This is a genomic window from Mesorhizobium sp. FG116 (assembly GCF_057809835.1).
Genome location: NZ_JBMDKS010000008.1, coordinates 57,560 through 82,962 on the forward strand (window position 1 = coordinate 57,560; position 25,403 = coordinate 82,962).

General features: G+C 60.9%; 22 protein-coding genes. 17 read left to right on the forward strand and 5 right to left on the reverse strand.

Annotated elements, in window-relative coordinates; genetic code table 11:
• Positions 1–13: 13 nt before the first annotated feature.
• The 10 genes from ACODTY_RS08800 (at position 14) to ACODTY_RS08845 (ending at position 12,614) form a co-directional block, all read left to right on the forward strand.
• Positions 14–1,798, forward strand: coding sequence for a gamma-glutamyltransferase family protein (locus tag ACODTY_RS08800; protein ID WP_488993907.1), 1,785 nt, complete (start codon positions 14–16; stop codon positions 1,796–1,798).
• 2 nt (positions 1,799–1,800) lie between these two features.
• Positions 1,801–2,556, forward strand: coding sequence for a DUF1028 domain-containing protein (locus ACODTY_RS08805; protein ID WP_488993908.1), 756 nt, complete (start codon positions 1,801–1,803; stop codon positions 2,554–2,556).
• A 46-nt stretch (positions 2,557–2,602) separates the two neighbouring features.
• A complete protein-coding gene (locus ACODTY_RS08810; RefSeq protein WP_488993909.1) occupies positions 2,603–4,459 on the forward strand; it encodes an ABC transporter ATP-binding protein in 1,857 nt (618 codons plus the stop codon).
• A gap of 238 nt (positions 4,460–4,697) precedes the next feature.
• On the forward strand, positions 4,698–5,807 hold the full coding sequence (locus ACODTY_RS08815) for a transporter substrate-binding protein (RefSeq protein WP_488993910.1): 1,110 nt from the start codon (positions 4,698–4,700) through the stop codon (positions 5,805–5,807).
• Positions 5,804–6,409: an ANTAR domain-containing response regulator gene (locus ACODTY_RS08820; RefSeq protein ID WP_488993911.1), complete on the forward strand. Its 606-nt coding sequence runs from the start codon at positions 5,804–5,806 to the stop codon at positions 6,407–6,409. Before ACODTY_RS08815 ends, ACODTY_RS08820 begins: the two co-directional genes overlap by 4 nt.
• The gene (locus ACODTY_RS08825) at positions 6,387–7,295 is read left to right on the forward strand and encodes an ABC transporter permease (RefSeq protein WP_488993912.1); all 909 of its coding nucleotides are present in this window, start codon (positions 6,387–6,389) and stop codon (positions 7,293–7,295) included. The genes ACODTY_RS08820 and ACODTY_RS08825 overlap by 23 nt, the downstream gene beginning before the upstream one ends.
• Entirely contained in the window at positions 7,292–8,212 is a 921-nt protein-coding gene (locus ACODTY_RS08830; RefSeq protein WP_488993913.1) for an ABC transporter permease, read from the forward strand. Before ACODTY_RS08825 ends, ACODTY_RS08830 begins: the two co-directional genes overlap by 4 nt.
• A gap of 70 nt (positions 8,213–8,282) precedes the next feature.
• Positions 8,283–9,881 (forward strand): ABC transporter substrate-binding protein, encoded by a 1,599-nt coding sequence (locus ACODTY_RS08835; protein WP_488993999.1) that lies wholly within the window; start codon positions 8,283–8,285, stop codon positions 9,879–9,881.
• Positions 9,871–10,815 (forward strand): acetamidase/formamidase family protein, encoded by a 945-nt coding sequence (locus ACODTY_RS08840; RefSeq protein ID WP_488993914.1) that lies wholly within the window; start codon positions 9,871–9,873, stop codon positions 10,813–10,815. The genes ACODTY_RS08835 and ACODTY_RS08840 overlap by 11 nt, the downstream gene beginning before the upstream one ends.
• A complete protein-coding gene (locus ACODTY_RS08845) occupies positions 10,812–12,614 on the forward strand; it encodes an ABC transporter ATP-binding protein (RefSeq protein WP_488993915.1) in 1,803 nt (600 codons plus the stop codon). The genes ACODTY_RS08840 and ACODTY_RS08845 overlap by 4 nt, the downstream gene beginning before the upstream one ends.
• Positions 12,615–12,626: 12 nt before the next feature.
• On the opposite strand, the gene ACODTY_RS08850 is transcribed toward ACODTY_RS08845, so the two are convergent.
• Positions 12,627–13,868 carry an ROK family transcriptional regulator gene (locus tag ACODTY_RS08850; protein WP_488993916.1) on the reverse strand — a complete coding sequence of 414 codons (1,242 nt, stop codon included), beginning with the start codon at positions 13,866–13,868 and terminating at the stop codon, positions 12,627–12,629.
• Positions 13,869–14,057: 189 nt separating this feature from the next.
• Between ACODTY_RS08850 and ACODTY_RS08855 the strand changes: the two genes are divergently transcribed.
• From ACODTY_RS08855 to ACODTY_RS08885, 7 genes are all read left to right on the forward strand, one after another.
• Entirely contained in the window at positions 14,058–16,616 is a 2,559-nt protein-coding gene (locus ACODTY_RS08855; RefSeq protein ID WP_488993917.1) for an ATP-binding cassette domain-containing protein, read from the forward strand.
• Positions 16,616–17,620 carry an ABC transporter permease gene (locus tag ACODTY_RS08860; protein ID WP_488993918.1) on the forward strand — a complete coding sequence of 335 codons (1,005 nt, stop codon included), beginning with the start codon at positions 16,616–16,618 and terminating at the stop codon, positions 17,618–17,620. Before ACODTY_RS08855 ends, ACODTY_RS08860 begins: the two co-directional genes overlap by 1 nt.
• A 28-nt stretch (positions 17,621–17,648) precedes the next feature.
• Positions 17,649–18,650: a rhamnose ABC transporter substrate-binding protein gene (locus tag ACODTY_RS08865; protein WP_488993919.1), complete on the forward strand. Its 1,002-nt coding sequence runs from the start codon at positions 17,649–17,651 to the stop codon at positions 18,648–18,650.
• A 75-nt stretch (positions 18,651–18,725) separates the two neighbouring features.
• Entirely contained in the window at positions 18,726–19,505 is a 780-nt protein-coding gene (locus ACODTY_RS08870) for a glutamine amidotransferase (RefSeq protein ID WP_488993920.1), read from the forward strand.
• A 36-nt stretch (positions 19,506–19,541) separates the two neighbouring features.
• On the forward strand, positions 19,542–20,195 hold the full coding sequence (fsa, locus tag ACODTY_RS08875) for a fructose-6-phosphate aldolase (protein WP_488993921.1): 654 nt from the start codon (positions 19,542–19,544) through the stop codon (positions 20,193–20,195).
• A gap of 4 nt (positions 20,196–20,199) precedes the next feature.
• On the forward strand, positions 20,200–20,817 hold the full coding sequence (locus ACODTY_RS08880; protein ID WP_488993922.1) for a nucleoside triphosphate hydrolase: 618 nt from the start codon (positions 20,200–20,202) through the stop codon (positions 20,815–20,817).
• 58 nt (positions 20,818–20,875) lie between these two features.
• A complete protein-coding gene (locus ACODTY_RS08885; protein WP_488993923.1) occupies positions 20,876–21,895 on the forward strand; it encodes an LLM class flavin-dependent oxidoreductase in 1,020 nt (339 codons plus the stop codon).
• On the opposite strand, the gene ACODTY_RS08890 is transcribed toward ACODTY_RS08885, so the two are convergent.
• The 4 genes from ACODTY_RS08890 to ACODTY_RS08905 are packed head-to-tail and all read right to left on the reverse strand — an operon-like array spanning position 21,892 to position 25,384.
• The gene (locus ACODTY_RS08890) at positions 21,892–22,545 is read right to left on the reverse strand and encodes a cysteine hydrolase family protein (RefSeq protein WP_488993924.1); all 654 of its coding nucleotides are present in this window, start codon (positions 22,543–22,545) and stop codon (positions 21,892–21,894) included. The two genes, ACODTY_RS08885 and ACODTY_RS08890, sit on opposite strands and share 4 nt — an antisense overlap.
• A gap of 23 nt (positions 22,546–22,568) precedes the next feature.
• Entirely contained in the window at positions 22,569–23,603 is a 1,035-nt protein-coding gene (locus ACODTY_RS08895; protein WP_488993925.1) for an extracellular solute-binding protein, read from the reverse strand.
• 22 nt (positions 23,604–23,625) lie between these two features.
• The gene (locus ACODTY_RS08900; RefSeq protein ID WP_488993926.1) at positions 23,626–24,462 is read right to left on the reverse strand and encodes an ABC transporter permease; all 837 of its coding nucleotides are present in this window, start codon (positions 24,460–24,462) and stop codon (positions 23,626–23,628) included.
• A gap of 1 nt (position 24,463) precedes the next feature.
• A complete protein-coding gene (locus tag ACODTY_RS08905; protein ID WP_488993927.1) occupies positions 24,464–25,384 on the reverse strand; it encodes an ABC transporter permease in 921 nt (306 codons plus the stop codon).
• Between the last annotated feature and the right edge of the window lie 19 nt (positions 25,385–25,403).

Here is a 25,403-nt window from a genome sequence, read left to right on the forward strand (position 1 = left end):
AGGACATTACACGATGAACTCATTTACGACCCGTCCCGAAATCCTGGGAACCTTCGGCGTCGTCGCTTCCACTCACTGGATCGCTTCGGCGGTCGGCATGAGTATTCTCGAGAAGGGTGGCAACGCTTTCGATGCCGCCGTGGCAATGGGGTTCGTTCTGCAGGTCGTGGAACCACATCTCGTCGGGCCGGGCGGCGACATGCCAGCCGTGCTCTATTCGAAGAAGAACGACAAGGTTGAAGTCATCTGCGCACAAGGGCCCGCTCCTACCGGAGCTACCATCGAGCGCTATACCTCCGAGGGGCTGAAAATGATCCCCGGCGACGGCTTGCTTGCGACAGTCATCCCGGGATCGTTCGACGGCTGGATGCTGATGCTGCGCGACTACGGCTCCATGAGCGTGCGCGATGTTCTGGAGCCGGCAATCTACTATGCCGAGCGCGGACATCCGGTGCTGCCGCGCGTGGCCGCGACAATCGAGGGGCTGGTCGATTTCTTCAAGTCCGAGTGGCCGACCTCCGCCCGCACATGGTTGCCAGGCGGTTCGGCGCCAACTCCGCATTCGAATGTGACCAACCCTGACCTTGCCGCCACATGGAAGCGCATCGTCGTAGAGGCGGAGGCAAAAAGAGGGCGCGAAGAACAGGTCGAAGCCGCACGCGACGCCTTCTACCGGGGCTTCGTGGCGGAGGCGATCGGCAACTACTTCGCGACCGCCGAGGTGATGGACGCGAGCGGCAGCCGCCATAAGGGCGCGCTGAGCGCGGATGACATGGCAGGGTGGTCGGCTACGATCGAAGCGCCCCTCACCTACGACTACCACGGCTGGACCGTGGCCAAGACGGGGCCTTGGGGCCAGGGCCCGGTCCTTTTGCAGATGCTGTCGATCCTCAAGGACATTGACATCGCGGGAATGGACCCTGTCGGGGCCGACTTCGTCCATGTCGTCACCGAGGCGATGAAACTCGCCTTCGCGGACCGCGACGTCTACTACGGCGATCCGAAATTCTCGGATGTTCCGGTGGCCCATCTGTTGTCGGATACTTATGCCGCCGCGCGTCGCAAGCTCATCACTTCGCAATCGTCACTAGAACTTCGACCAGGTCTGGTGCCGGGTTTTGAAAACCAGTTCGACCTGACAATGGCCATGTTGGGCGAGGATTCACGAACGGGCGCAGTTTATGAGCCTACCATGGCGCACCTGTCCGAAAAGCGCGGCGATACCGTCCATATCGATGTCATCGACCGCGAAGGCAACATGGTTTCGGTGACACCCTCCGGCGGATGGTTGCAATCTTCGCCAACCGTTCCCGGGCTCGGCTTCTGCCTGAATACACGCGCCCAGATGTTCTGGCTCAAACCCGGTCTGCCGACCTCACTCGTTCCCGGCAAGCGACCGCGCACCACGCTTACGCCATCCATCGCTCTTTATGATGGCCGCCCGACCCTGTCGTTCGGTACGCCCGGCGGCGACCAACAGGAACAGTGGCAGCTTTCGTTCTTCCTGCGCCATGTCCATCATGGGCTGAACCTGCAGGCGGCAATAGACCAACCCCTGTTCCACACGGCCCATTTCCCAGCCTCGTTCTATCCACGCACGCGCGAACCGGGCAGCCTGATCGCCGAGGCTTCTTTCGGTAAGGGCGTCCTCGACGAACTGAGCAGAAAGGGGCATCGCCTGACCGTTGCCGATGAATGGACCGTCGGACGCCTTACGGCTGCGAAGCGCGATGCAGACGGGTTGTTGCGTGCAGCTGCAACGCCGCGCCTGATGCAGGCGTATGCTGTAGGGAGGTAGTCGTGACCTGGTCAATCGTCGCAAGAGACCCCGAGACCGGCCATCTCGGAATTGCCGTCGCCAGTAGATTTTTTGCCGTTGGCGGGGTGGTGCCGCACATTCGCGGCAACATCGGCGCGGTAGCGACGCAGGCGTTCGTCAACCCGCTTAACGGTGTCGACGGGCTGGTGTTGCTGGCGGAGGGAAAAGCTCCGCTTGATATTGTCGCTGAACTGGCTCAACGGGATGCAGGCCGCGACCAGCGGCAGTTCCACCTTGTCGACGGACAGGGGCGCAATGCCGCTTATACCGGGTCCAAATGTATCGACTGGGCCGGGCATATTGTTGACGACAATGTTTCGCTTGCCGGTAACATGCTCGCGGGTCCACAGGTGCTGCAGGCCACGCTCGAAACCTTTCGCAAGACTGCCGCAAAATCGCTCGCAGAACGTCTCCTCGAAGCCATGCAGGCCGGCGAGGACGTTGGCGGCGACAAGCGCGGCAAGCAATCCGCGGCTTTGGTCATCTACCGGGATCAGGACTACGCCTGGATAAGCCTGCGCGCCGACGATCATAGCGATCCCCTGGCGGAACTGCGGCGTCTCTACGCCGTGGCGCAGGAACGCTATCTCTACGTGGCCGAGACCATGGCGACCCGCCAAAACCCGTCCGGCATGATCGACAGGCGCGAAATCGACCAGAAGATCGCGGCGCTTGAGGCGGAGCGGATTGCGACTGGTCGCAAATCGGTCTCGCTCGCCACCACGGCCGCAACTTGAGCGAGGCGCACACCATGGCAAAGAAATCAGTCCGGAAGGATACGCCATGAAAAACTCGGTAGACCCGCTGCTTTCCAAGCCCGCCTCAGCCGACAGAACGCCAGTGCTCTCCGTGTCCAACCTGACCACATCCTTTCTCACCGATGGCATATGGAAACCGGTGGTGAGGAACGTCTCTTTCCATGTTGAGCCTGGAGAAACTGTTGCCATCGTCGGTGAAAGCGGCTCGGGCAAAAGCGTTACGTCTCTATCGATCATGCGCCTGTTGGCCAAAGGGTCCAGCCGGATCGAAGGGCGCATTATGCTCAACGGCAAGAACGTGCTTTCGCTCGCCGAGAACGAGATGCAGCAGGTGCGCGGCAATGATGCTGCGATGATTTTTCAGGAGCCGATGACCAGCCTCAACCCGATTTTCACGATCGGGCGACAGATTTCAGAAGCGTTGACATGTCACGGCGATATCAACAAGACAGAAGCCCGAGCCGAAACCATTCGCCTGCTGGAAAAGGTTCGCATTCCGAACGCGGCCTCACGCTTCGACGACTATCCGCACCAGTTCTCGGGCGGCATGCGCCAGCGCGTCATGATCGCCATGGCGCTCGCCAGCAGGCCTAAACTACTCATAGCCGACGAACCGACGACCGCGCTCGACGTTACAATCCAGGGGCAAATCCTCGACCTGATAAAGCTGCTGCAGGAAGAAGAGGCGATGTCGGTTCTGTTTATCACCCATGACATGGGCGTGGTGGCGGAAATCGCCGACCGCACGATCGTGATGTTGAAGGGCGAAGCGATCGAGACCGGAACGACCGATGACATATTCCACAAAGGCAAGCACCCCTATACGAGGGCGCTGCTATCGGCCGTGCCTCGCCTCGGCTCAATGAAGGGACACAAATGGCCTTTGCGATTTCCTATGGTCGATCCCGTGACCGGAGCGCGTAGCGAACCAGTTGAAGTTGCCGAGACCGTCGACAGCCGCACAAAGCCGATCCTGAAAGTCGAGAACCTCACCACGCGCTTCGATATCCTTGGCGGATTGTTCGGTCGCAAGATTGGTGCGGTTCATGCCGTGGAAAACGTCTCCTTCGATCTTTTCCAGGGGGAGACGCTGGCACTGGTCGGGGAATCAGGATGCGGCAAGTCGACGACGGGCCGCTCCATAACGCGCCTGGTCGAACCGAACGCAGGCAAGGTGGATCTCGACGGCCGCGATGTTCTCCATCTGGGCACATCCGAGCTTCGCGAAATGCGGCGTGGTATCCAGATGATTTTCCAGGACCCGTTCGCCAGTCTCAATCCACGCATGACGATCGGCGCGACAATTGCCGAACCGATTGTCGAACATGCAATTGGAACGCCGGCACAGGCCCGTCAAAAAGCTGCGGACCTGCTCGAACGCGTCGGCTTGAATGCCGACATGATGACGCGCTACCCGCATGAATTTTCAGGCGGCCAACGCCAGCGCATCTGCATCGCAAGGGCATTGGCGCTCGACCCGAAAGTCATCGTCGCCGACGAGAGCGTGTCGGCGCTCGACGTATCGATCAAGGCACAGGTCTGCAATTTGCTGATGGACCTGCAACAGAACCTGCAACTGGCATTCCTGTTCATTTCCCACGACATGGCCGTCGTCGAGCGCGTCAGCCATCGCGTCGCGGTCATGTATCTGGGCGAGATCGTGGAGATCGGACCACGGGAATTGGTATTCGGCAATCCGCAACATTCCTATACCAGAAAGCTGATGGCTGCGGTTCCCGTCCCCGATCCGGCGCGGCGTGGGATCAAGCGCAATCTTGCCGTGGACGAACTGAAGAGCCCGGTGCGTCCCGTCGGCTACGTGCCGCCAACCCAGAACTATCGTGACGTTGGGTCAGGACATATTGTGCGGGTCGAGGCATGAGCAAAGGAGGCTGGACGACCGGACGCGTGCAGCAGCAAAAGGCAGACAATTTGCGATAAGCGTTTCGATGACGAGCTCTCAACTTGTTGAGCAAAATTCAATGCAGGCCCGCTTGACTGAGTTACCTCGTCGGCTAGGCTGAGGTTCAAATACCGGCCTTGGATGCCGGACGGCAATAATGCCCCGTATGCCTCGCCTACTGCGCTGGCTGCGGGGCATTGTCATTTTGGAGTATTTTTTGAAACGGCGCGTTGAAATCGGCATCCTCTATTCGCGCTCCGGCAACTACCGGCTGGTGTCGGATGCCTGCCGCACCGGTGCGCTTTCCGCAATAGACGACGTCAACGCGGACCGGGAAAACCCGGTCGAGTTTGTCGCGGTCGAGCGTGATCCGGAAGGCAATGCCGATCGCTATGCGACGGGTTGCGCCGAAATCCTGCGTGAAAGCTCGGCACGCCACGTCATCGGTTGCGTGACCTCGCTGAGCCGAAAGGAGGTCATCCCCGTACTGGAAAAGGCTGGCGGCACGCTTTGGTATGCCTGTCCCTATGAGGGGTTCGAGACGAACGATCACGTCGTCTACATGCACTCCTGCCCGAACCAGCAGCTCGTACCGCTGTTCGGCTATGTCGTGCCCCGCTTCGGCCCGAATGGGTTCCTGTTGGGATCCAACTATATCTGGGGCTGGGAAACCAATCGCGTTGCACGCGACTTGATCGCCGACGCGGGAGGCGAGGTTCGCGGCGAGCGCTATCTGCCGCTCGGCGAGAGCGACGTTTCGCGTCTCATCGAGGAGATACGCGCCACTCGTCCCGACTTCGTTCTGAATAACCTGATCGGACCCTCTTCCTATGCGTTCCTCGCCGCCTATGCCGCGCTTGGAACCGAGGATTCCCATTTCCTGCCGCAGCGATGCCCGGTCATATCCTGCAATCTTACCGAATGCGAGTTGCCGGCCATCGGCGCTGCGGGCCAAGGCCACCTATCCGCCGGCCCCTATTTCCACGATGCAGGCAAGCCCGTCTCGACAAGAACGCATATCTCATCGTTCGAGGCGTCGGCCTATGCCAGCGTCCGCATCCTTGCCGACATTCTTTCTCGCAATCCCGAAACCGGCTGGGCGGATTTGCCCGCCGCATTCTCCGGCAGGAAATTTACGACCCCGTTTGGCCAGACCGAAATCGATCCCCAGACCCAACACGCAACAATGCCGGTGGTGATCGGCCAGATCGATGGAAGCGGCTTTCGCCAGATCAGCCGGCAAGAGGCGGTTGCACCTGACCCCTATCTGTCACGTTACGACCGCAACGTCGTTTTCGGCCGGCCACGGCTCAAGGCGGTGCCATGATGACCAGGGCGAGGATTCCGAACCTTGGCGGTGCGTCGGCTTTTGTGCTGCATCGCCCGCACCCAATGCTGCAAACAATTACCCGCCAACTTTCGGCAATCGGCTTAAATGTCACCGATTGCTGGCCGGAATTGCCGGCAGCAGCACTCTCGGCGGATTTCGTGTTCTTCGATGTCGATCTGGGTTTCGACGAACAGTTTCCGTGGAAGCCCGGCGAAGCGCCCATGCCCATTGTGGCGTTGATCGGGTCGGAAGCGCCCGGCCGCATCGAATGGGCGTTGTTTTCCCATAAGGCGGATGCGCACCTGATGAAGCCGGTTGGCAATTCAGGGGTCTACACCTCGCTTCTGATCGCCCGGCAGAGCTTCGAAGCCCGAAAGCATCTGGCCAGTGAAATCGCTTCGTTGCAGGCGCGGGTTGCCGAACGCCAGACCATCGTGCGCGCCGTGGCGGCGCTGGCTGCGGGCGCTGATCATGAGCGCGGCTATGCGCAACTGCGTTCGCTGGCGATGAGTTGGCAGGTTAATCTGGAGGAAGCGGCGCGCCGCATTGTGGCAATGGCGGAAAAGGAGGGCGACGATGAGCATTCCCGCCGCGCCTGATCTGCCGGCAAAACCCTCTTTTTCAGCAAAACCGCGGCAAGGGGTCCTGCAGAAACTCGCGCGACGCCCCTTGGCCCTCATCGGCCTCGCCATCGTAGCGGTCGTAGTGCTCGGCGCGATCCTGGCGCCGTGGCTGACAAACTTCGACCCCGATCAGCAGATGTTCGACGGCCTGACGCTCACAGGCGAGCCGCTGCCGCCAAATGCCACATTCTGGTTGGGAACCGACCTGCTCGGGCGCGACCTGCTGACGCGAATTCTCTACGGCGCGCGCACTTCACTCATCATCGGCATCGTCGCCAACGGCATTGCCCTGATCATTGGGACGCTTGTCGGCGTGACGGCCGGCTACTTTCGCGGCTGGGTGGGCAGCATACTGATGCGCTTCACCGACCTGATGATGGCCTTTCCCGCACTCCTGCTAGCCATCTGCCTCGCCGCTGTGTTCCAGCCAAGCCTGTGGATCGTGGCCCTCGTCATCGCGCTGGTGAACTGGGTGCAGACTGCGCGCGTGACCTACACGCAGACGAGCTCGCTTGCAGAGCGCGAATTCATCGATGCCGAGCGCACTATCGGTGCCAGCAGCGCCCGCATCCTGTTCCGGCATATCCTTCCGCATCTGGTGCCCACAATCATTGTGTGGGGCACGCTCGGCATTTCGACGACCGTCCTGCTCGAAGCCACGTTGTCTTATCTGGGCATAGGCGTGCAGCCGCCAACGCCGTCCTGGGGCAACATAATCTTCGAGAACCAGACCTATTTCCAGGCGGCGCCCTGGCTCGTCTTCTTTCCCGGCGCGGCAATCCTCGCCCTTGCGCTAGCCTTCAACCTGATCGGCGACGCACTTCGCGATATTCTCGATCCGACGCAGCGGGGGCGGACATGATTGCCTATCTCTGCCGTCGCTTGTTCCAGTCGCTGCTCATCCTGCTCGGCATATCCATCATCACCTTTGCGCTGCTTTACCTTTTGCCGGCTGACCCGGTGCGCCAGATCGCGGGCCGTAGCGCAACACCTGCCACGGTCGAGAACATCCGCCGCCAGCTCGGCCTCGACCAGCCCTTCCTGGTTCAATATGGGCGCTATTTGTGGAACCTCGTGCAGGGGGATCTCGGCCGTTCCTACATCCAGCGCTCGGAAGTGTCTGAACTCATCGTGGCGCGCCTGCCTGCAACACTTCTCCTGATGGTCGGAGCCATCGTCTGCGAATTGCTGATCGGCCTGACCATGGGTCTTCTCGCAGCGGTGCGGCGTGGGTCGGCAACCGACCAATCGCTGATGGTGGCATCCTTTGTCGGCGTTTCAGCCCCGCAATTCGTCGTCGGGTTGTTGCTTCTTTATGTCTTCGCGGTGCGGCTGAACTGGTTCCCGATCGGCGGCTACGGCACCTTCTCGCACCTGATCCTGCCTTCGCTGACGGTCGGCATTCTTGGCGCCGGCTGGTACGCGCGCATGATGCGGTCTTCGATGATCGACGTGTTGCGCCAGGACTATATCCGCACTGCGCGAGCGAAAGGCCTGGCGCGTGCCACAGTGCTGATCCGCCACGCGCTGCCGAACGCGATCCTGCCGATCGTCGCCATGATCGGCATCGATGTCGGCATATTGATGGGAGGCATCGTCGTGGTGGAAAGCGTGTTCGGCTGGCCGGGCATTGGCCAGCTCGTCTGGCAAGCCATCCAGCGCGTCGACATTCCGATCATCATGGGCGTCACGCTGGTGTCCGCCTTCGCAATCGTGCTCGGCAATCTGCTGGCCGACATCGTCGCCCCATTCATCGATCCACGCATCAAACTCAGATAACCAGAGGGAAAGGAAAAACGCGATGAAACGCTTTTTGACAACCACAGTTGCGGTATCGGCGCTTGCGCTGATGATCGGCATGGCCTCGACCAACGTCCAGGCCGAACAACTCGATCCGAACGCGAAGCCGGGCGGCGAGATCGTCATCACCTACAAGGACGACGTGGCCACGCTCGATCCGGCCATCGGCTACGATTGGCAGAACTGGTCGATGATCAAGAGCCTTTTCGACGGCCTGATGGACTATGAAGCCGGCACCACGACCTTGCGTCCCGATCTGGCCGAGAGCTACGAAATCTCGCCGGACGGCCAGACCTTCACCTTCAAGCTGCGCAAGGGCGTCAAGTTCCACAACGGCCGCGAGATGACGGCAGAGGACGTGAAGTATTCGATCGAGCGCGTGGTGAACCCGGCGACGCAGAGCCCCGGCCAAGGCTTCTTCGGTTCGATCAAAGGTTATGAAGAGGCCGCCGCTGGCAAGGCGGACGGGCTCTCCGGCATCACCGTCGTCGATCCTTTGACCGTGAAGTTCGAGTTGACGCGTCCTGACGCGACCTTCCTGCACGTCATGGCGATCAACTTCTCGCATGTGGTGCCCAAGGAAGAAGTCGAGAAATACGGCGCCGATTTCGGCAAGCACCCGGTTGGCACCGGTGCGTTCAAACTGGCGGAATGGACGCTCGGCCAACGCGTCGTGTTCGAAAAGAACGCTGATTACTGGAACACGGGCTTGCCTTACCTCAATAAAATCACCTTCGAGATCGGCCAGGAGCCCATCGTGGCGCTGTTGCGCCTGCAAAAGGGTGAGATCGACGTCCCCGGCGACGGCATCCCGCCGGCCAAGTTCCAGGAAGTGATGAGCGATCCAGCTCAAAAGGCACGCGTCGTCGAGGGCGGTCAGCTTCACACCGGCTACGTCACGATGAACGTCAACATCCCGCCGTTCGACAACGTCAAGGTGCGCCAGGCCGTCAACATGGCGATCAACAAGGACCGCATCGTGCAGTTGATCAACAACCGCGCCGTGCCGGCCAACCAGCCGCTGCCGCCGTCGATGCCGGGCTATGCCAAGGACTACAAGGGCTATCCTTACGATGCGGCCAAGGCAAAGGAACTGCTTGCAGAAGCAGGCCATGCCGACGGGTTCGAGACCGATCTTTATGTCATGAACACCGACCCGAACCCACGTATCGCGCAAGGCATCCAGCAGGATCTCGCAGCCATCGGCATCAAGGCCAACATCCAGGCGCTGGCTCAGGCAAACGTGATTGCCGCCGGCGGTGAGAAGGAAGGCGCGCCGATGATCTGGTCGGGCGGCATGGCGTGGATTGCAGACTTCCCCGATCCGTCGAATTTCTACGGCCCGATCCTCGGCTGCGGCGGCGCAGTTCCGGGCGGCTGGAACTGGTCGTGGTACTGCAATGAGGATCTCGACAAGAAGGCTGCCGAAGCCGACTCGATCGTCGATCCGGCCAAAGCGGACGAGCGCTACAAGATGTGGAGCGACATCTACGTCAAGATCATGGAAGACGCCCCGTGGGCACCCGTCTTCAACGAGCAACGCTTCACCATGAAGTCTCCGCGCATGGGTGGTGCCGACAACCTCTACGTCGACCCGGTCCACATTCCCGTCAACTATGACCATGTGTATGTGAACGATGTGCAATAACTGCAACTACACCATCCATGGACGCAACCACCATTTCGGCTGGGACAACTCGTTTGTCCCGGCTGAGAAGGTCGCGCCCGGCTCAACCATCTTCTTCGAATGTCTCGATTCCTCCGGCGGGCAAATCTCGCCGGAGAGCACCGTCGGCGACATTGCCAAGCTCGATTTCGCCAAGGTCAATCCGGTCACGGGCCCCATCTACGTGGACGGCGCGGAACCCGGCGATGCGCTCAAGATAACCATAGAAGAGTTCAAGCCGTCGGGCTTTGGTTGGACGGCGAACATTCCAGGCTTCGGCCTTTTGGCCGATGACTTTAACGAACCGGCACTCACGATCTGGCAGTATGACGCGGTCAAGATGGGACCCGCCTTGTTCGGCAAACATGGCCGCGTGCCGTTAAAGCCGTTTGCCGGCACGATTGGTGTCGCACCCGCCGAGAAAGGATTGCACTCGGTCGTGCCGCCGCGCCGTGTCGGTGGCAATCTCGATATTCGCGACCTCTCGGCAGGCACCATCCTTTACCTGCCCGTCGAAGTGGCCGGCGCGCTGTTTTCCGTGGGCGATACCCATGCTGCCCAGGGCGATGGCGAGGTTTGCGGGACGGCAATCGAAAGTCCCATGAACGTGGTGCTGACGCTTGACCTTGTGAAGAACACCAATCTCAAGACGCCGCGCTTCACCACCTCGGGACCGGTGACACGCCATCTCGACGCCAAGGGCTATGAGGTGACGACCGGGGTTGGGCCGGACCTGATGGAAGGGGCGAAGGCCGCCGTTGCCCAAATGGTCGACCTGCTTGCCGGTCGCTACAACCTGAACGCCGTCGATGCCTACATGCTGGCTTCCGTCTGCGGCGACCTCAGGATCAGCGAGATCGTCGACCAGCCGAACTGGGTCGTATCGTTCTACTTCCCGCGCTGCGTCTTTGAATGAGCAAGGCTGTGGCAAGGCCAACGGCCGGGACGCCTGCCCCGGCCGCATCTACGACTACCGAGGCAGTGCTTGAAATCAGCGGCCTGACTGTCGCCGTTCGCGGCGAAACAGGGGAACGAGAAGTCGTCTCCGACCTTTCCTTCAAACTCCAACGCGGCGAAACGCTCTGCATCGCCGGCGAATCCGGGTCCGGCAAATCGATGACGTCGCTGGCGATCATGCGGCTCCTGCCGGAACCTGCCGCCCGCATTGCAGCCGGTTCGATCATGTTGGGCGATCTTGACCTTGCCACGCTGGACGAGCGTCGGATGAGGACGGTTCGTGGCGACCGCATCGCCATGATTTTTCAGGAACCGATGACCTCGCTCAACCCGGTGCTTTCTATCGGCAGGCAATTGGTCGAGGCGATCGAAACGCATACCGGGCTTTCCGGTAGCGACGCGCGCCAGCGTGCGATTGAGGCATTGAAGGCGGTGCGCATTTCCGAGGCGGAAGGTCGGCTCAAGCAGTTTCCGCATGAATTGTCCGGCGGCATGCGCCAACGGGTGATGATAGCGATGGCGTTGGCGCTCGAACCCGACGTCCTGATCGCCGATGAGCCGACCACCGCGCTTGATGTAACCGTCCAAGGAGAAGTGCTCGAGCTCTTGCGCGACCTCCAGCGAGAGAGAGGCACAAGCCTGATCCTGATCACCCACGACATGGGCGTCGTCGCCGAAATGGCCGACCAGGTCATCATCATGCGTCATGGCCGAATGGTGGAACAGGGCAAGGCAACCGAGATATTCGCGACTCCGAAGGCAGACTACACGCGCCAGCTTCTCGCAGCAGTGCCCCGCATCGGTGATGGCGCAGCACGGGCCGACGGTGCGCCGATAACAGCCAATCCGGCACACATTGCGCAAGTGCGCGACTTGCAGGTCCGCTTCGACCTTCATGGCGGTTTTTTTGGCGGGGTCACGCGCCGCGTTCATGCCGTGGAGGGGGTCAGCTTTTCAATCGGCCCCAATGAGACGCTCGCCCTTGTCGGCGAGTCCGGTTGCGGCAAGTCCACCACGGCCAAGGCAATAGCCGGCCTCGTCCCTTTCAGCGGCGACATCATCGTCAACGGACGCAGCTTGCCCGGAAGCTCGAGCGCCGAGCGCAAAGCGGTTCGCCGCGACGTGCAGATGATCTTCCAGGATCCATTTGCTTCCCTCGATCCACGCATGCGGGTCGGCGACCTCGTCGCCGAGCCGATGCTCATACATGGCATCGGTTCAGGCCAGGAGCGTCGGGACCAGGTGGCCTCACTGTTCGAGCGCGTCGGCCTGTCGGCGGACCAAATGGATCTCTATCCGCACGAATTTTCGGGCGGGCAACGCCAGCGCATCTGCATTGCGCGCGCACTCGCGTTGAAGCCCAAGCTGATCATTGCCGACGAGAGCGTGTCCGCGCTCGACGTTTCAGTTCAGGCGCGGGTTCTGGAGCTTTTGAAGGAACTGCAACGGGAGTTCGGTATCGCCTATCTGTTCATCTCGCATGACATGGCAGTCGTCGAGAACATCTCCGATCGGATCGCGGTGATGTATCTCGGCCAGATCCTGGAGATGGGCACGCGAGATCAGGTGTTCTCGAACCCTTCCCACCCCTACACCAGACGCCTGATCGAAGCCGTTCCGGTACCGGACCCGGCAAGGCGGCGCATCCGCTTCGAGCGTCTCGACAAGGAAATCCCGAGTTCAACCTACAAGGTCGGGGACGCGCCCCACAAGGTGGCCCTGCAGGACATCGGCAACGGGCATCTCGTCGCCATCTAACCGCGAAAAACCCTAGCGGAAATCGACGAGGCTGCCGGTCAGGTTGCTCGCGTGCTTGCCGATCATCAGAACGCTGCTGTCGGGTGCCAGAAGGGCCGTCATCGGCAATGTCGCAGCCCCGATCGGCGACGCTTGTGAACCGAACTGGCCGCTCAGGATTTCCGGCGGCACGATGCCCAAGGCAGATATCCGGTTGAACTGCGTCTGGACCTGATTCAACAACTCCAGATGAATCGGCCTCGGCAGGATGCTGTCCAGTATGATTGCCTCGAGGTCGATGACCGAGGTGATCGCGATTATCGCCTCCACCAACGCGCCAGCGCAGTCGTCCATCCATTCAGTCAGCGGCGCACGCGCCGCAGGCGGCAGCGGATCGAGTTCGCGGATACGGTTGATCTCGACCCCACGCGACCTCAGATGATTGACCAGCACGTAGATCGACGCCCGGTGCAGCAGGCTCTGGTAGCGGGCCGGCTTGGCAGCCATGGAATCGAGGCTCGACGGCGACACGGGCAAAGGACCGAGCGCTGCGCTGTTGCCATGCGGGCCCGTATGCACCTTGCCATTCTGGACCAGGCCACCGCCGATGAATGTATCGATTGAGATGTGCATGAAGTCGCGGAAGCGCGAGCCGACCCCCAAAACCAATTCCGCATGGGCCGACGATGAGGCATCGTTTTCGACAAAGACCGGGGTCTTCGGGTCGAGGTCAAAGAAATTGGTCAGGTCATAGGCTTCCCACCGGCTGCCCAGGTCGCTTGGAAAATCCAGCTCCTCGCTCCAGCCGCCTAGGAAATAGGGCGAAGCGATGCCAAGCCCGACAATGGTCGCCTCATCCAGGCGCTCAACCTGCTGCTTAAAATTGGCCAAGGCCGCATTTCCGGCTTTCAGGACCGAGGCCGGATCGGGATAGCCGTATTCGTGTTCCTCCCTTGAGCGCACATTGCCGACAAAATCGATCATCACGGCCTCAAGGGCGCGCCTGCCGATCTTGATCCCGATGCTGAACAGACGCTCGGCGTTGAGGCGGTAGAGAGTGGACGGAGAGCCCCGCTGGCCAAATCTTTTTCCAACCTGCTTTATAAAGCCAGATGCCTCCAGGCTGTCGACGATATCCGCGACAGCGGCATTGGTCAGGTTCGCGGTACGGGCCAGATCCGACTTCGAGGCTTCCCGGAGGCGTCGGATGGCATCGAGTACAAAGCGCTCGTTGTAGTGCCGAAGCTTAACGGAATTGCTGCCTTTACCAGACAAAAAGCCACTCCCCTCGGCGCTTTTCAACGCACCTGCTCACCACCGCCATCACCTATCCGCATATTATCCGGCGGGGTCAAGGGGCATGCGGCTCTGTCCCCGTCGAACCGTCCGGAGCGAATTACCCATTGCAACATCAGTTCATTTAATATAGCAAGTTAAAAAAATATATAGCACATGGGAGGATATGTGCTGGACGATCACGCCACCGTCAACCGCACCGAAAGCGATGCCGCCGTGCCGCTTGCGCTCAGGGTCGTCACCAAGGCGTTCGCAGGCACCGTCGCGCTCAAGGATGCCAGCCTCGAACTGCGCGCTGGCGAAGTACTGGCGCTTCTCGGGGAAAACGGAGCGGGCAAAAGCACCTGCGTAAAGCTTCTCGCCGGCGTCTATACGCCCACGGAAGGCAGCGTCGTCCTCGACGGACAGCCGGCGGTATTCCACTCGCCGCTCGATGCGCAGACGGCGGGCATTGCCGTCATGCACCAGCATCCGGGCCTTTTTCCTGACCTGTCGATCGCCGAGAACATCTATCTTGGCCATATGCCACGCGACGGCTTCGGCGGCATCGACCACGCGGCAATCCTGTCCGGCGCACGCAAGGTCATTGCCTTGGTCGGCCTCGATGTTCCTGTCGAGACCCGTCTCGGCACGCTCAGGACTTCCGAGCAGCAATTGGTGGAAATCGCGCGCGCGCTCTCGCTCGATGCGCGCGTCCTCATCATGGACGAGCCGACCGCCGCTTTGTCCCAGCGCGAGGTGGAGCGCCTGTTCAGCGTCGTCGGCGAACTGCGGCGGCGCGGTGTTGCGATGATGTTCGTCGGGCATCGCATGGACGAGATTTTCCGCATCGCCGACCGCATCGCCGTGCTGCGCGACGGCCGCCTCATCGACGTCAGGAAGAAGGACGAACTGACACGCGCCGCGGCAATTGCCATGATGGTTGGCCGCGAGATCAGTGATCTCTATCCCGACAGAAGCCATCAGCCGGGCGAAATCGTGTTGGAAACAAAGGCGCTTTCGCGCGCCGATGTATTCTCGGGCATCGACCTCACTTTGCGCGCCGGCGAAGTTCTCGGTCTCGGTGGCCTTGTCGGAAGCGGGCGCACCGAAATAGCCCGCGTGCTGTTCGGCATCGACAGGCCCGACAGCGGAGAAATCCTCGTCGACGGCAAACAGGTCAACTTCGCCTCGGCGCGCGACGCAATGGATGCGCGCATTGCGTATGTATCCGAAGACCGCATGGGTCAGAGCCTGGTGATGGACTTTTCCATCCTGGACAACGCCGTCCTTCCGGTTCTGGACAAGGCAGCGCCAAGCGGCCTCTACAGCACCAGGCGGGCCACCGATCTGGTTGCGGATTGGCTCAAGCGCATGAAATTGCGGTTCGCGGGTTATGACCAGCCGGTCAACCAGCTCTCTGGCGGCAATCAGCAAAAGGTGGCGCTGGCCAAATGGCTGCGCACGGAACCTCGCATCCTCATTCTCGATGAGCCAACGCAAGGCATCGACGTCGGCACCAAGGCCGAAGTCCATACGATGATCGCCGAGCTTGCGCGGCAAGGCATGGCCATCATCCTGATCTCTTCGGAAATGCCCGAACTGATCGGCATGTGCGACCGCATCGTCGTCTTGCGCGAAGGCCACAAGACGGCGGAATTCGAGCGCAAGGATGCCACCCAGGAAAAGGTTCTTGAAGCCGCTACCAAAAGCGGTGAACCAACTGCGGCGGCGGCGGTCGAGGAAACAGTTGCACAGGACGGCCAGCAGAAGCCGGGGCCGTTCCATGCGCTGAAGCGGCGCGAGCTTGGCTTGCTGGCGGCAATGCTTGCCGTCGTCATCCCGGTCGCGTTCATCAACCCCCGCATTTTCAGCGCCGCCAATATCACCGCCGTATCGATGGATGCGTCGCTTTTGGTCATCGCGGCTCTTGCGCAGATGCTGGTGCTGATTACGCGCAACATCGACCTGTCCATCGCCTCGGTCATTGGCCTGTCCGCCTATCTGGCGGCAGGCATGGTGCAGTCCTATCCCGGCCTCGACATTCTGGTGGGGCTCTCGACAGCCTGCGCAGTCGGTCTCACGGCAGGTCTCCTCAACGGCCTGGTTGTCACCAAGGGCAACATCCCGGCAATTGTCGTGACGCTTGCCTCGATGTCGATCTTTCGCGGCTTCGATTCACTTTGGGCGGCTGGCGATCAGGTCAGCGCCGACGAGGTCACCCAGTCCTGGCTGGACATGACCAACCAGCGCATCCTCGGCGTGCCCCTGATCGTATTGATCGCGATTTTCGTGGTCGCGGCAGGCTACGTCATCCTCTATCGCACCGCCTTCGGACGCGAACTGTTCGCGGCAGGCTCAAATCCGGAAGGCGCGCGCTTGATCGGCATACCGGTCGACCGGCGCATACTTGCCGCCTTCGCGTTGGCTGGCCTGCTCGGCGGCTTGTGCGGCGCGCTTTGGGCGTCACGCTACGCCACCATCGATGCCCGTGTCGCATTGGGCTTCGAACTGACCGTGATCGCGGCAGCGGTCGTCGGCGGCGTCGCCATCCGAGGTGGCGCCGGAACGCTGCTCGGCGTCGTGTTCGGCTCGCTCGCCCTTCTGGTCATCAAGAATGGGCTGACACTGGTTCGCGTCGATCCGCTCTGGCTGCAAGGCGTCTATGGCCTCGTCATTCTCGTCGCAATCGGCATCGATTCACTGATCGTACGCCGTACGCAGCAATCCGGCCGCAGGAGGCCTTGATGCGGAAATTTTTCGCCTCGATCGACTTCTGGGACATGCTGCTGGCGGCGGCATGCCTTGCCACGTTCCTTTACGCGGCCATTTTCGTCCCAAACTTCCTGTCGGGCTTCAATCTCTCGCAACTGGCCGCAAGCGCCTCTGAAAAGGCGCTGCTGATCCTGCCGATGACGCTTCTCATCATCACGCGCGAAATCGACCTGTCGATTGCGTCGGTGCTGGCGCTGACGTCGGTGATCTTCGGCCTTGCCGTCCAGGCCGGCATCCCGACACTTGCCGCGATCCCGCTGACACTGGTGTTCGGCGCGCTCCTTGGCGCGTTCAACGGCTTTCTGGTCACCGCCTTCGGCCTCCAGTCCCTCGTTGTGACCCTTGGCACGATGGCCCTCTACAGGGGCATCGGCTACATCCTGCTCGGCACCGGATCGGTCAACATACTGCCGCCCGCCATAGTCGACTTCGGCATCAACAATTTGCCGGGCACGCAAATTCCCTGGACGGTGGTGCCCTTCCTGCTGCTCGCTCCGGTCTTTGCCGTCGTCCTGCAAAAGACACCGACGGGCAAGCGCATCTACGCGCTCGGCGGCAATCCGGAAGTGGCGCGTTATTCCGGCATCGACATCAAGCGGATGGTGTTCCGGCTTTTCGTCGTGTCGGGCGTCGTCGCCGCAATTGCCGGCATCGTCTATACGGCCCGCCTCTCCAACGCCCGCGCCAACAATGCGCTCGGTATGGAACTCGATGTCATCACCATTGTGCTGCTCGGCGGCGTCAGCGTCTTCGGCGGCAAGGGTAAGCTCACCGGCGTCATGCTGGCGCTCGCCCTCATCGCCATCATCCGCAACGTGCTTGCGCTCAACCAGATCGGCGGAGACGCCCAGGGAATGGTGATCGGCCTTCTGCTGATCGGATCGCTTCTGGTCGGCAATTTTTGGCGCTCGGCCCAGGAGACACGTCAGAGATCGCGCGCAATGCGCGAAACACAAAGGGTGAGTTCGGCCCCTTGAATGAAGCCCGAATAGTATGGAGGAAAAAATGAAAGCGTTTCGACTGGCACTTCTTGCCTCGGCTGTCCTCTTGGCACCGTCCGGACTGGCGTTCAGCCAGGAATGCGCCAAGGAACCGGTAACCGTCGGCTTCTTGCCCAAGCTGGACACCGATCCCTATTTCAAGGTCGCCCAGCAGGGTGCTGAGGAAGCTGCCAAGGAGATCGGCGGCAAGGTCGTCCAGGTTGCGCCTTCGCAGGCCACTGCCGAAGCCCAGATCGAGTTCATCAACAGCCTCGTGTCGCAGCAGGTTGGCGTCATCGCCATCTCGGCCAACGACGCAAATGCGGTTGCGCCGGCGCTGAAGCGCGCTGCCCAGCAGGGCGTGCGCGTCGTGTCCTATGATTCCGACGTGGCGGCCGATGCCCGTTCGGTCTTCATCAATCAGGCCAAGGGCGACAGCCTCGCCGAAATGATGCTGGAAAGCGCCTACAACCTGATCGGTGGCGAAGGCGAGTTCGCAATCCTGTCCTCGACGCCGACGGCAACCAACCAGAATGCCTGGATCGACTTCATGAAGAAGAAGATGGAAGCCGAGCCGAAGTTCAGCAAGATGAAGCTGGTTCAGGTCGCCTATGGCGAAGAGAGCGAGCAGGTCAACCAGCAGCAGGCCCTGGCGCTGGTGCAGGCATTCCCCGATCTCAAAGCCATCATCGTTCCGGCTGGCATCGGCTTGCCGGCAGCGGCGCGCGCGCTTGAAGAAGCCGGCATGATCGGCAAGGTCAAGCTGACCGGCCTTGCACCGGCAACGCTGATCTCGAAGTACATCAAGGATGGCGCGGCCCAGGACATCTGGTGGAACGTCTCCGACCTTGGCTACCTCACCTACCAGACGGCTCAGGCACTTGCCCAGTGCAAGATCACCGGCAAGGAAGGCGAAAAGTTCCAGGCCGGTCGCCTTGGCGAATACACCATCGGCGCAAGCGGCGAGCTCGTTCTTGGCCCGGCAAAGATCGTCACGCCGGACAATCTGGCCGAGTTCAAGTTCTGATCGGACTACGACAAGAGAGGCGCCGGCATATGTCGGTGCCTCTTCATCGCGCTACTGTGCATGGGATCAGTTGACATGGAAGTTCTGCTAGCCGGCGAAACGTTTTCGGCGATGACGTCGGTTGCCACCGGCGCCGACGTCATAACCGGTGCGGCGTGGTCGAATGGGGCGCTCGCCTTCAACGCCGCACTCGCGGATGCCGGCATTACGGTCACGCAGATTGGCGGCGAACGCTGCGGTGCGGAGTTTCCCGTCGATCTGGCAAATTTGCAGCGCTATCAGGCAGTCGTCATCTCCGACGTCAGCGCGCTCACGCTGCTCGTCACACCCAACACCCGGGCCGGCCGTACCGGCGTCAATCGCCTCGAACTTCTCAAGACCTATGTCGAGAACGGTGGAGGGCTGGTGGTCGCCGGCGGCTATATGGGCTTTCAAGGCATGTTCGGCACCGCGCGTTTCTACGATACGGCGGTCGAGGATGTGCTTCCTGTCCGCTGCCTTCCCTTCAGCGATGGCCTGGAGGCTCCCGAGGGCCTAAGCGCCAGCGTTGTCCAGAAAGACCACCCCCTCCTCGACGGGATCGATGGCGCATGGCCGCCCATCCTCGGTCTCAACAAGCTTGATTTCCGGGCCGATGGTTCATCCCAGCTTGTTGCCTCCTGTTCCTACCGGGGCACGGCGTGGCCGCTTCTCGCAGCCCGCCAATACGGCAAGGGCCGAACTGTGGCATGGTCAACAGACATCGGGCCGCACTGGCTATCGCAGGAATTCGTCGCCTGGGAGGGCTATCCCAGGCTGATGGTCAACATGATCGACTGGGTGAGCGTGCGGCATGACCGCCACGCACGAGCCTAGAAATGACGTCGGTCCACACGAGATAAGGAAACCTTCATGAAATTCTTCGTCGATACCGCCGACATCAAGGAAATCCGCGAGCTGAACGAGCTTGGCCTTGTCGACGGCGTCACCACCAATCCCTCTTTGATCCTGAAGTCGGGCGGCAAGATCGATGAGGTGACCCGCCAGATCTGCGACATCGTCTCCGGTCCGGTCTCCGCCGAAGTCACCGCCACCGACTATGCCGGCATGATGGCTGAAGCCAAGGTGCTGGCCAAGATCGCCGACAATGTCGCCATCAAGGTGCCGCTCACCTTCGACGGCCTGAAGGCCTGCAAGGCGATCCGCTCGGAAGGCCGCATGGTCAACGTCACGCTGTGCTTTTCGGCCACGCAGGCGCTGCTGGCCGCCAAGGCCGGCGCCTCGTTCATCTCGCCCTTCGTCGGCCGTCTTGACGACACCGGCATCGAGGGCATGGACCTGATCTCCGAGATCCGCCAGATCTACGACAACTACGATTTCGCCACCGAGATCCTGGTCGCCTCGGTGCGCACCATCAACCATGTCAAGGATGCGGCCCTGATCGGCGCCGATGTCGCCACCGTGCCGCCGGCAACCTTGCGTGCGCTGGTCAAGCATCCGCTCACCGACAAGGGTCTCGAGACCTTCCTCGCCGACTGGGCAAAAACAGGCCAGAAAATCGGTTAGCATCTTGCAAGAGCTGAAAGAACTAGTGTCGCGTATCGTTGACCTTGGCGATCACGAAGGCCGGGCCATAATCGCGATCGCCGGCCCGCCGGGCTCCGGCAAATCGTCCCTGTCGGAAAAGGCGTGCAGCCTCTTGCCGCCGCGCAGTGCCCAAGTGGTACCCATGGATGGGTTCCACTATGACAATGCCATCCTCGACCAGCTCGGACTTCGCAATCGCAAGGGCGCACCGGAGACCTTCGACTTCGATGGCTTCGAAACAACGCTGAAACGCCTTCGCCACAACGCCGGCGGCGTGGCGGTTCCGGTATTCGATCGGCCGATTGACCTCTCGCGCGCCAGCGCCCGCCTGATCACACCCGAGACCAAATATGTCCTCGTGGAGGGAAACTATCTTTTGCTCGGCGATGGACCATGGTCCGGCCTGCGACCCTTGTTTGACCTTTCGATCTTCATCGACGTACCCCGCCCCGAACTTGAGCGGCGGCTGGTCCAGAGATGGCTTGACCTCGGCCATGCGGAAGCGGCAGCCCGCGCCTGGGTCGAAAACAGCGACATGAAGAATGTCGATCTCGTGCTCGGATCGCGCCAGCGACCGGATTTCACATGGCATTTCGAATAGACAGACTGTCCACCAGTTCGATCTGGCGCGCCCGCCCGGCCGTGGGTTAGACAGGTTCATGAAGAAAATCGGCTTCCTGTCATTCGGGCATTGGACCCCCTCGCCCCAGTCTCAGACACGGTCTGCGTCGGATGCGCTTTTGCAGTCGATCGACCTTGCGGTCGCGGCCGAACAGCTTGGCGCTGACGGAGCCTATTTCCGTGTCCATCACTTCGCCCGACAGTTGGCCTCGCCGTTTCCGCTTCTGGCGGCCGTTGGCGCGCGAACCAGCCGGATCGAGATCGGCACGGCAGTCATCGACATGCGTTACGAAAACCCGCTTTATATGGCGGAGGATGCAGGTGCGGCCGACCTCATTTCCGGCGGACGCCTGCAACTCGGCATCAGCCGCGGATCGCCCGAGCAAGTCATCGATGGATGGCGTTACTTCGGCTATGTCCCGGAGGAAAATAAGACCGACGCGGACATGGCCCGTCGCCACTCCGAAGTTCTTTTGGAAGTGTTGCGCGGCCAAGGTTTTGCGCAACCCAATCCGCGCCCGATGTTCCCCAATCCGCCCGGGTTGTTGCGGGTTGAACCGCATTCCGAAGGCCTGCGCGAGCGCATATGGTGGGGCGCCGCGACAAACGCCACCGCCGAATGGGCTGCCAAACTGGGCATGAACCTGCAAAGCTCTACCCTCAAATTCGATGAGGGCGGCCTGCCTTTCCATGTCCAGCAAGCCGAGCAGATAAGAGCGTACCGGAAAGCCTGGAAAGACGCCGGCCATACCCGAGAGCCCCGCGTCTCCGTTAGCCGCAGCATTTTCGCGCTCGTTGACGACCGCGACCGCGCCTATTTCGGCGGTAGCGAGGGCGAGGATCATTTCGGCTACATCGAAGCCAACACGCGCGCGGTGTTCGGACGCTCCTATGCGGCGGAACCGGATATCCTCATCGACGAGTTGAAAGGCGACGAAGCGATTGCCGAGGCCGATACGCTCCTGCTCACGGTCCCCAACCAGCTCGGCGTGGACTACAACGCCCACGTCATCGAGGCGATCCTTAAGCACGTCGCGCCGGCCATGGGCTGGCGCTAGTCGACTATATCCGCAAGCTGGATAACCGGCGCCCAATTGGCATCGACCCGCTTCAGGGTCGATTCCTCGTCGGCTGGGTCCGATGCCCCGCTGCAATCTCCGACCACCAGTGGAATGAAACCGAAGTCGCGCGCGGTCCTCGCCGCTTGTTCGACGCAATGATCCATGTGGTAGCCGCAGATGATCAGCGTGCGGGTGCGCCAGGTGTTGAGCGTTGCCAGAAGCGGCGAGCCGAGGAACACGTTGCCGAACGACGTGTAGACGCTGTCCAGGTCACCCTCTTCACGCACTGCCGAAATCTCGTCGATCAGCGCGCCTTCCCAGGCCTTCTGGCCAGGTGTCCAGCGGCGGTTCTGATACCAGTAGTCGTACTGCGCGGTATCGAGCGCCGTCGCCGGGTAGTGCTGGCGCAGATATTCGTAGCGCAGCCAGGCGACGGGGAAGTTCCGCCCGCGAGCGAACTGGACAAGCCGGAGGATCTTCTCCAGCGAGCCGTTTTCGGCGCGGGCGCGCCGCCACAACCCATCGCCGCTCTGGGCGCCATCCTTGTGCAAGACGCCGTTGCTGGGGTCGATCACCAGCAAGGCTGCGTCCTTCATGAAGTCGGAGAGATCAAGATCGCTCCATTGCGGATGGCGCCCCATGGCCATGGCCTACTCCCGTTCAAACGACATCACTTGAGGAAATTCGTCCACAAGCGGTCATAGAGCTTGATGACCTTCTCGTTGCACACCTTGACGAATTCCGGCTTCGGAGCGCCTTCCGGCGGGCGGTACTCATGCGCCTTGGCCAGATCGGCGTCGACGAATTTCTCGCTGCCGAGCACGCCATTGGCGTAACCGGTGAAATTGGTCATCATCGCCGCGTTTTCAGGGTCCATCAGGAAATTCATGAACAGCTTGGCGTTTTCCAGATTGGGAGCACCCTTGATGACGACAAGGTTGTCCATCCAGCCGGTGTAGCCTTCCTTCGGATAGGAATACTGGAGGTCGGCGCGGCCTTTCCTCGCCAGATAGGCCTTGCCGTTCCATATCTGCGCCAGATCGACCTCTCCGGACTCGGCGAGTTCCTTAGATTCATAGGCAAAGCTCTTCACCGAGGGCTTCAATTCGGTCAACAGCGCCTGCACCTTCTTCAAGTCGTCAGGGTTCTCATTGCAGCGCGGCAGTCCGAGATAGCGCAGGGCCGCGTTGATGACGTCATTGACGTCGCGCAGCAGGTTGATGCGTCCCTTGAGCTCATCCGGCGGATTGAACATCACACCGAGCGTGTCGACGTCGCCCTTATAAACCTTGGTGCTGACCGTAAACGAGGTGGTGCCCCACACCCACGGCACCGAATAGTGACGGCCCTGATCCCAGTAGACGTCGGCCCATTGCGGTTCGAGGTTCTTGTAGTTCTCGAACGTGTTTGGCTCGACCTTCTCAATCAGGCCTTCCTTGATGAGGATCTCCACCATGTAGTCGCCCGGCACGGCAAGATCGTAGCCGGTGATGCCGGACTTCAGCTTGGCGAGCATGGTCTCGTTGGAATCGTATGTATCGACCGTCACCTTGACGTCGTACTTGGCCTCGAATTTCTTGACCATTTCCTCCGAGATGTAGTCACCCCAGTTGAAGATGGCGAGCGACCCCTCGGCATGCGCCGCCACGGGCATCATCATGAATGCAGCGATTGCGATGGTGGATGCTGTTGATATGCGGCTCATCGAACCTTCCCCTTTTTGATGTTTATGGTTGTTCTGTGGCTGGACGAACGTGCTTGGAACCCGCCTTGGCGACGAAATAGGAAGCGGCAACCAGGACGATTGAAACAGCAAGAAGCACGGTCGAGATCGCATTGATCTCCGGCGTCACCCCTTGCTTCAATTGCGTGTAGACATAGACGGGCAGCGTGCCTGAACCCGCGCCGGCAACCATTGCCGTGATGATGAAATCATCCAGCGAGACAACGAAAGCCAGCATGGCGCCCGATATGATGCCCGGCATCAGAAGCGGCATCGTCACATGGCGGTAGGCGTCGAGCGGCGAGGCATAGAGGTCTGACGCAGCCTCCTCCAGCCGCGCGTCCATCGTCTCCAACCGGCTGCGGATCGGCAGATAGGCGAACGGAATGCAGAACACCGTGTGCGCAATGATGATGGTCAACAGCGACAGCTTCATGCCGAGCAAGGCAAAGAAGGACAGCGTTCCAACCGCGATGATGATCTCGGGCAGCATCAGCGGCAGGTTGACCAGCATGTAGAACGCCTGCGAACCGCGAAAGCGCTGTCCGCGTCCGGTCGCCAATGCCGCCGCGGTGGCAATCGCGGTGGCGACCGTCGTCGCAATCACCGCCACGACCAGCGAATTCCACGCCGCATTCTGCAGCCCGCCATTATAGGCGGCCTTGGCGTACCATTGCAGGCTGAAGCCGCCCCACACCGTGACCGCACGGTTGGCATTGAAGGAAAAGACGACGAGGACCAGCATCGGCACATAGAGGATGAACAGGCATAGCCCCGTCACCGTGCCGAAGCCGCGAAACGAAATCAGCGAACGAGGTTCCTTGCGCGCGAGAAGTGCCATCTCAGCGTCCCTCGGTTGCGTCGGGAACGCGGCTTCGGCGCGCCGCCAGCATCAGCACGACGAGGATCGCGGCGAGCAGGATGACCGCAAGTGCTGCCCCGAACGGCCAGTTGCGGCTGCTGCCGAACTGCAACTGGATCAGGTTGCCGATCAAAAGCTTGCCTCCGCCGCCCAGCATGTCCGGCACCAGGAATGTTCCGAGGCTCGGAATGAAGACAAGCAGGCTGCCGGCGACGATGCCCGGCCGGGCGTGCGGCAATATCACTTCGGTGAAGACGCGGCGTGGCGTGGCGTAAAGATCATAGGCCGCTTCGACCACGCGCCGGTCCATCCTCTCCAGGTTGGCATAGAGCGGCAGGATCATGAACGGCAGATAGCTGTAGACCAGCCCGGCGCCCATCGCGAAGTCGTTGTAGAGATAGGTCACGGGCGTTCTGTAGAGGCCGAGACCGATGGCGATCGAATTCACCAATCCGTCGTCGCGCAGGATCAGCAGCACGCAGAAAGTGCGGATCAGGAGGTTGGTCCAGAACGGCAGCGTGATCAGGAAGATCAGCAGGTTCTTCTGCCGGTCAGGCCGCGTCGCGATGAAATACGCCGTCGGAAAGCCGATGATGAGGCTGACCACGGTGGCTGAAACCGCGAGCATCACCGAGCGCAGGAAAATCTGCAGATAGGCCGTGTTGAAGGCCAGCGTTTCGTCGAAAATATCGCGCTCGAACAGGAACTGCGTGTAGGCCTCGGTCGAGAACTGCCAGACCACGCCGCCGAAGGTCGCCGGCACCAAAAACGAATAGGTGATGATGATCGCCAGCGGCAAGACCAGGAAGAAGCCGATCACCAGCACTGCCGGCAACAACAGCAGACGAGATTTTGGGAATTTTTCCCGCTTTGGTTCGGGAACCGGGATACGTTCCGGCATTGGCGCGGTTTCCAGTTTG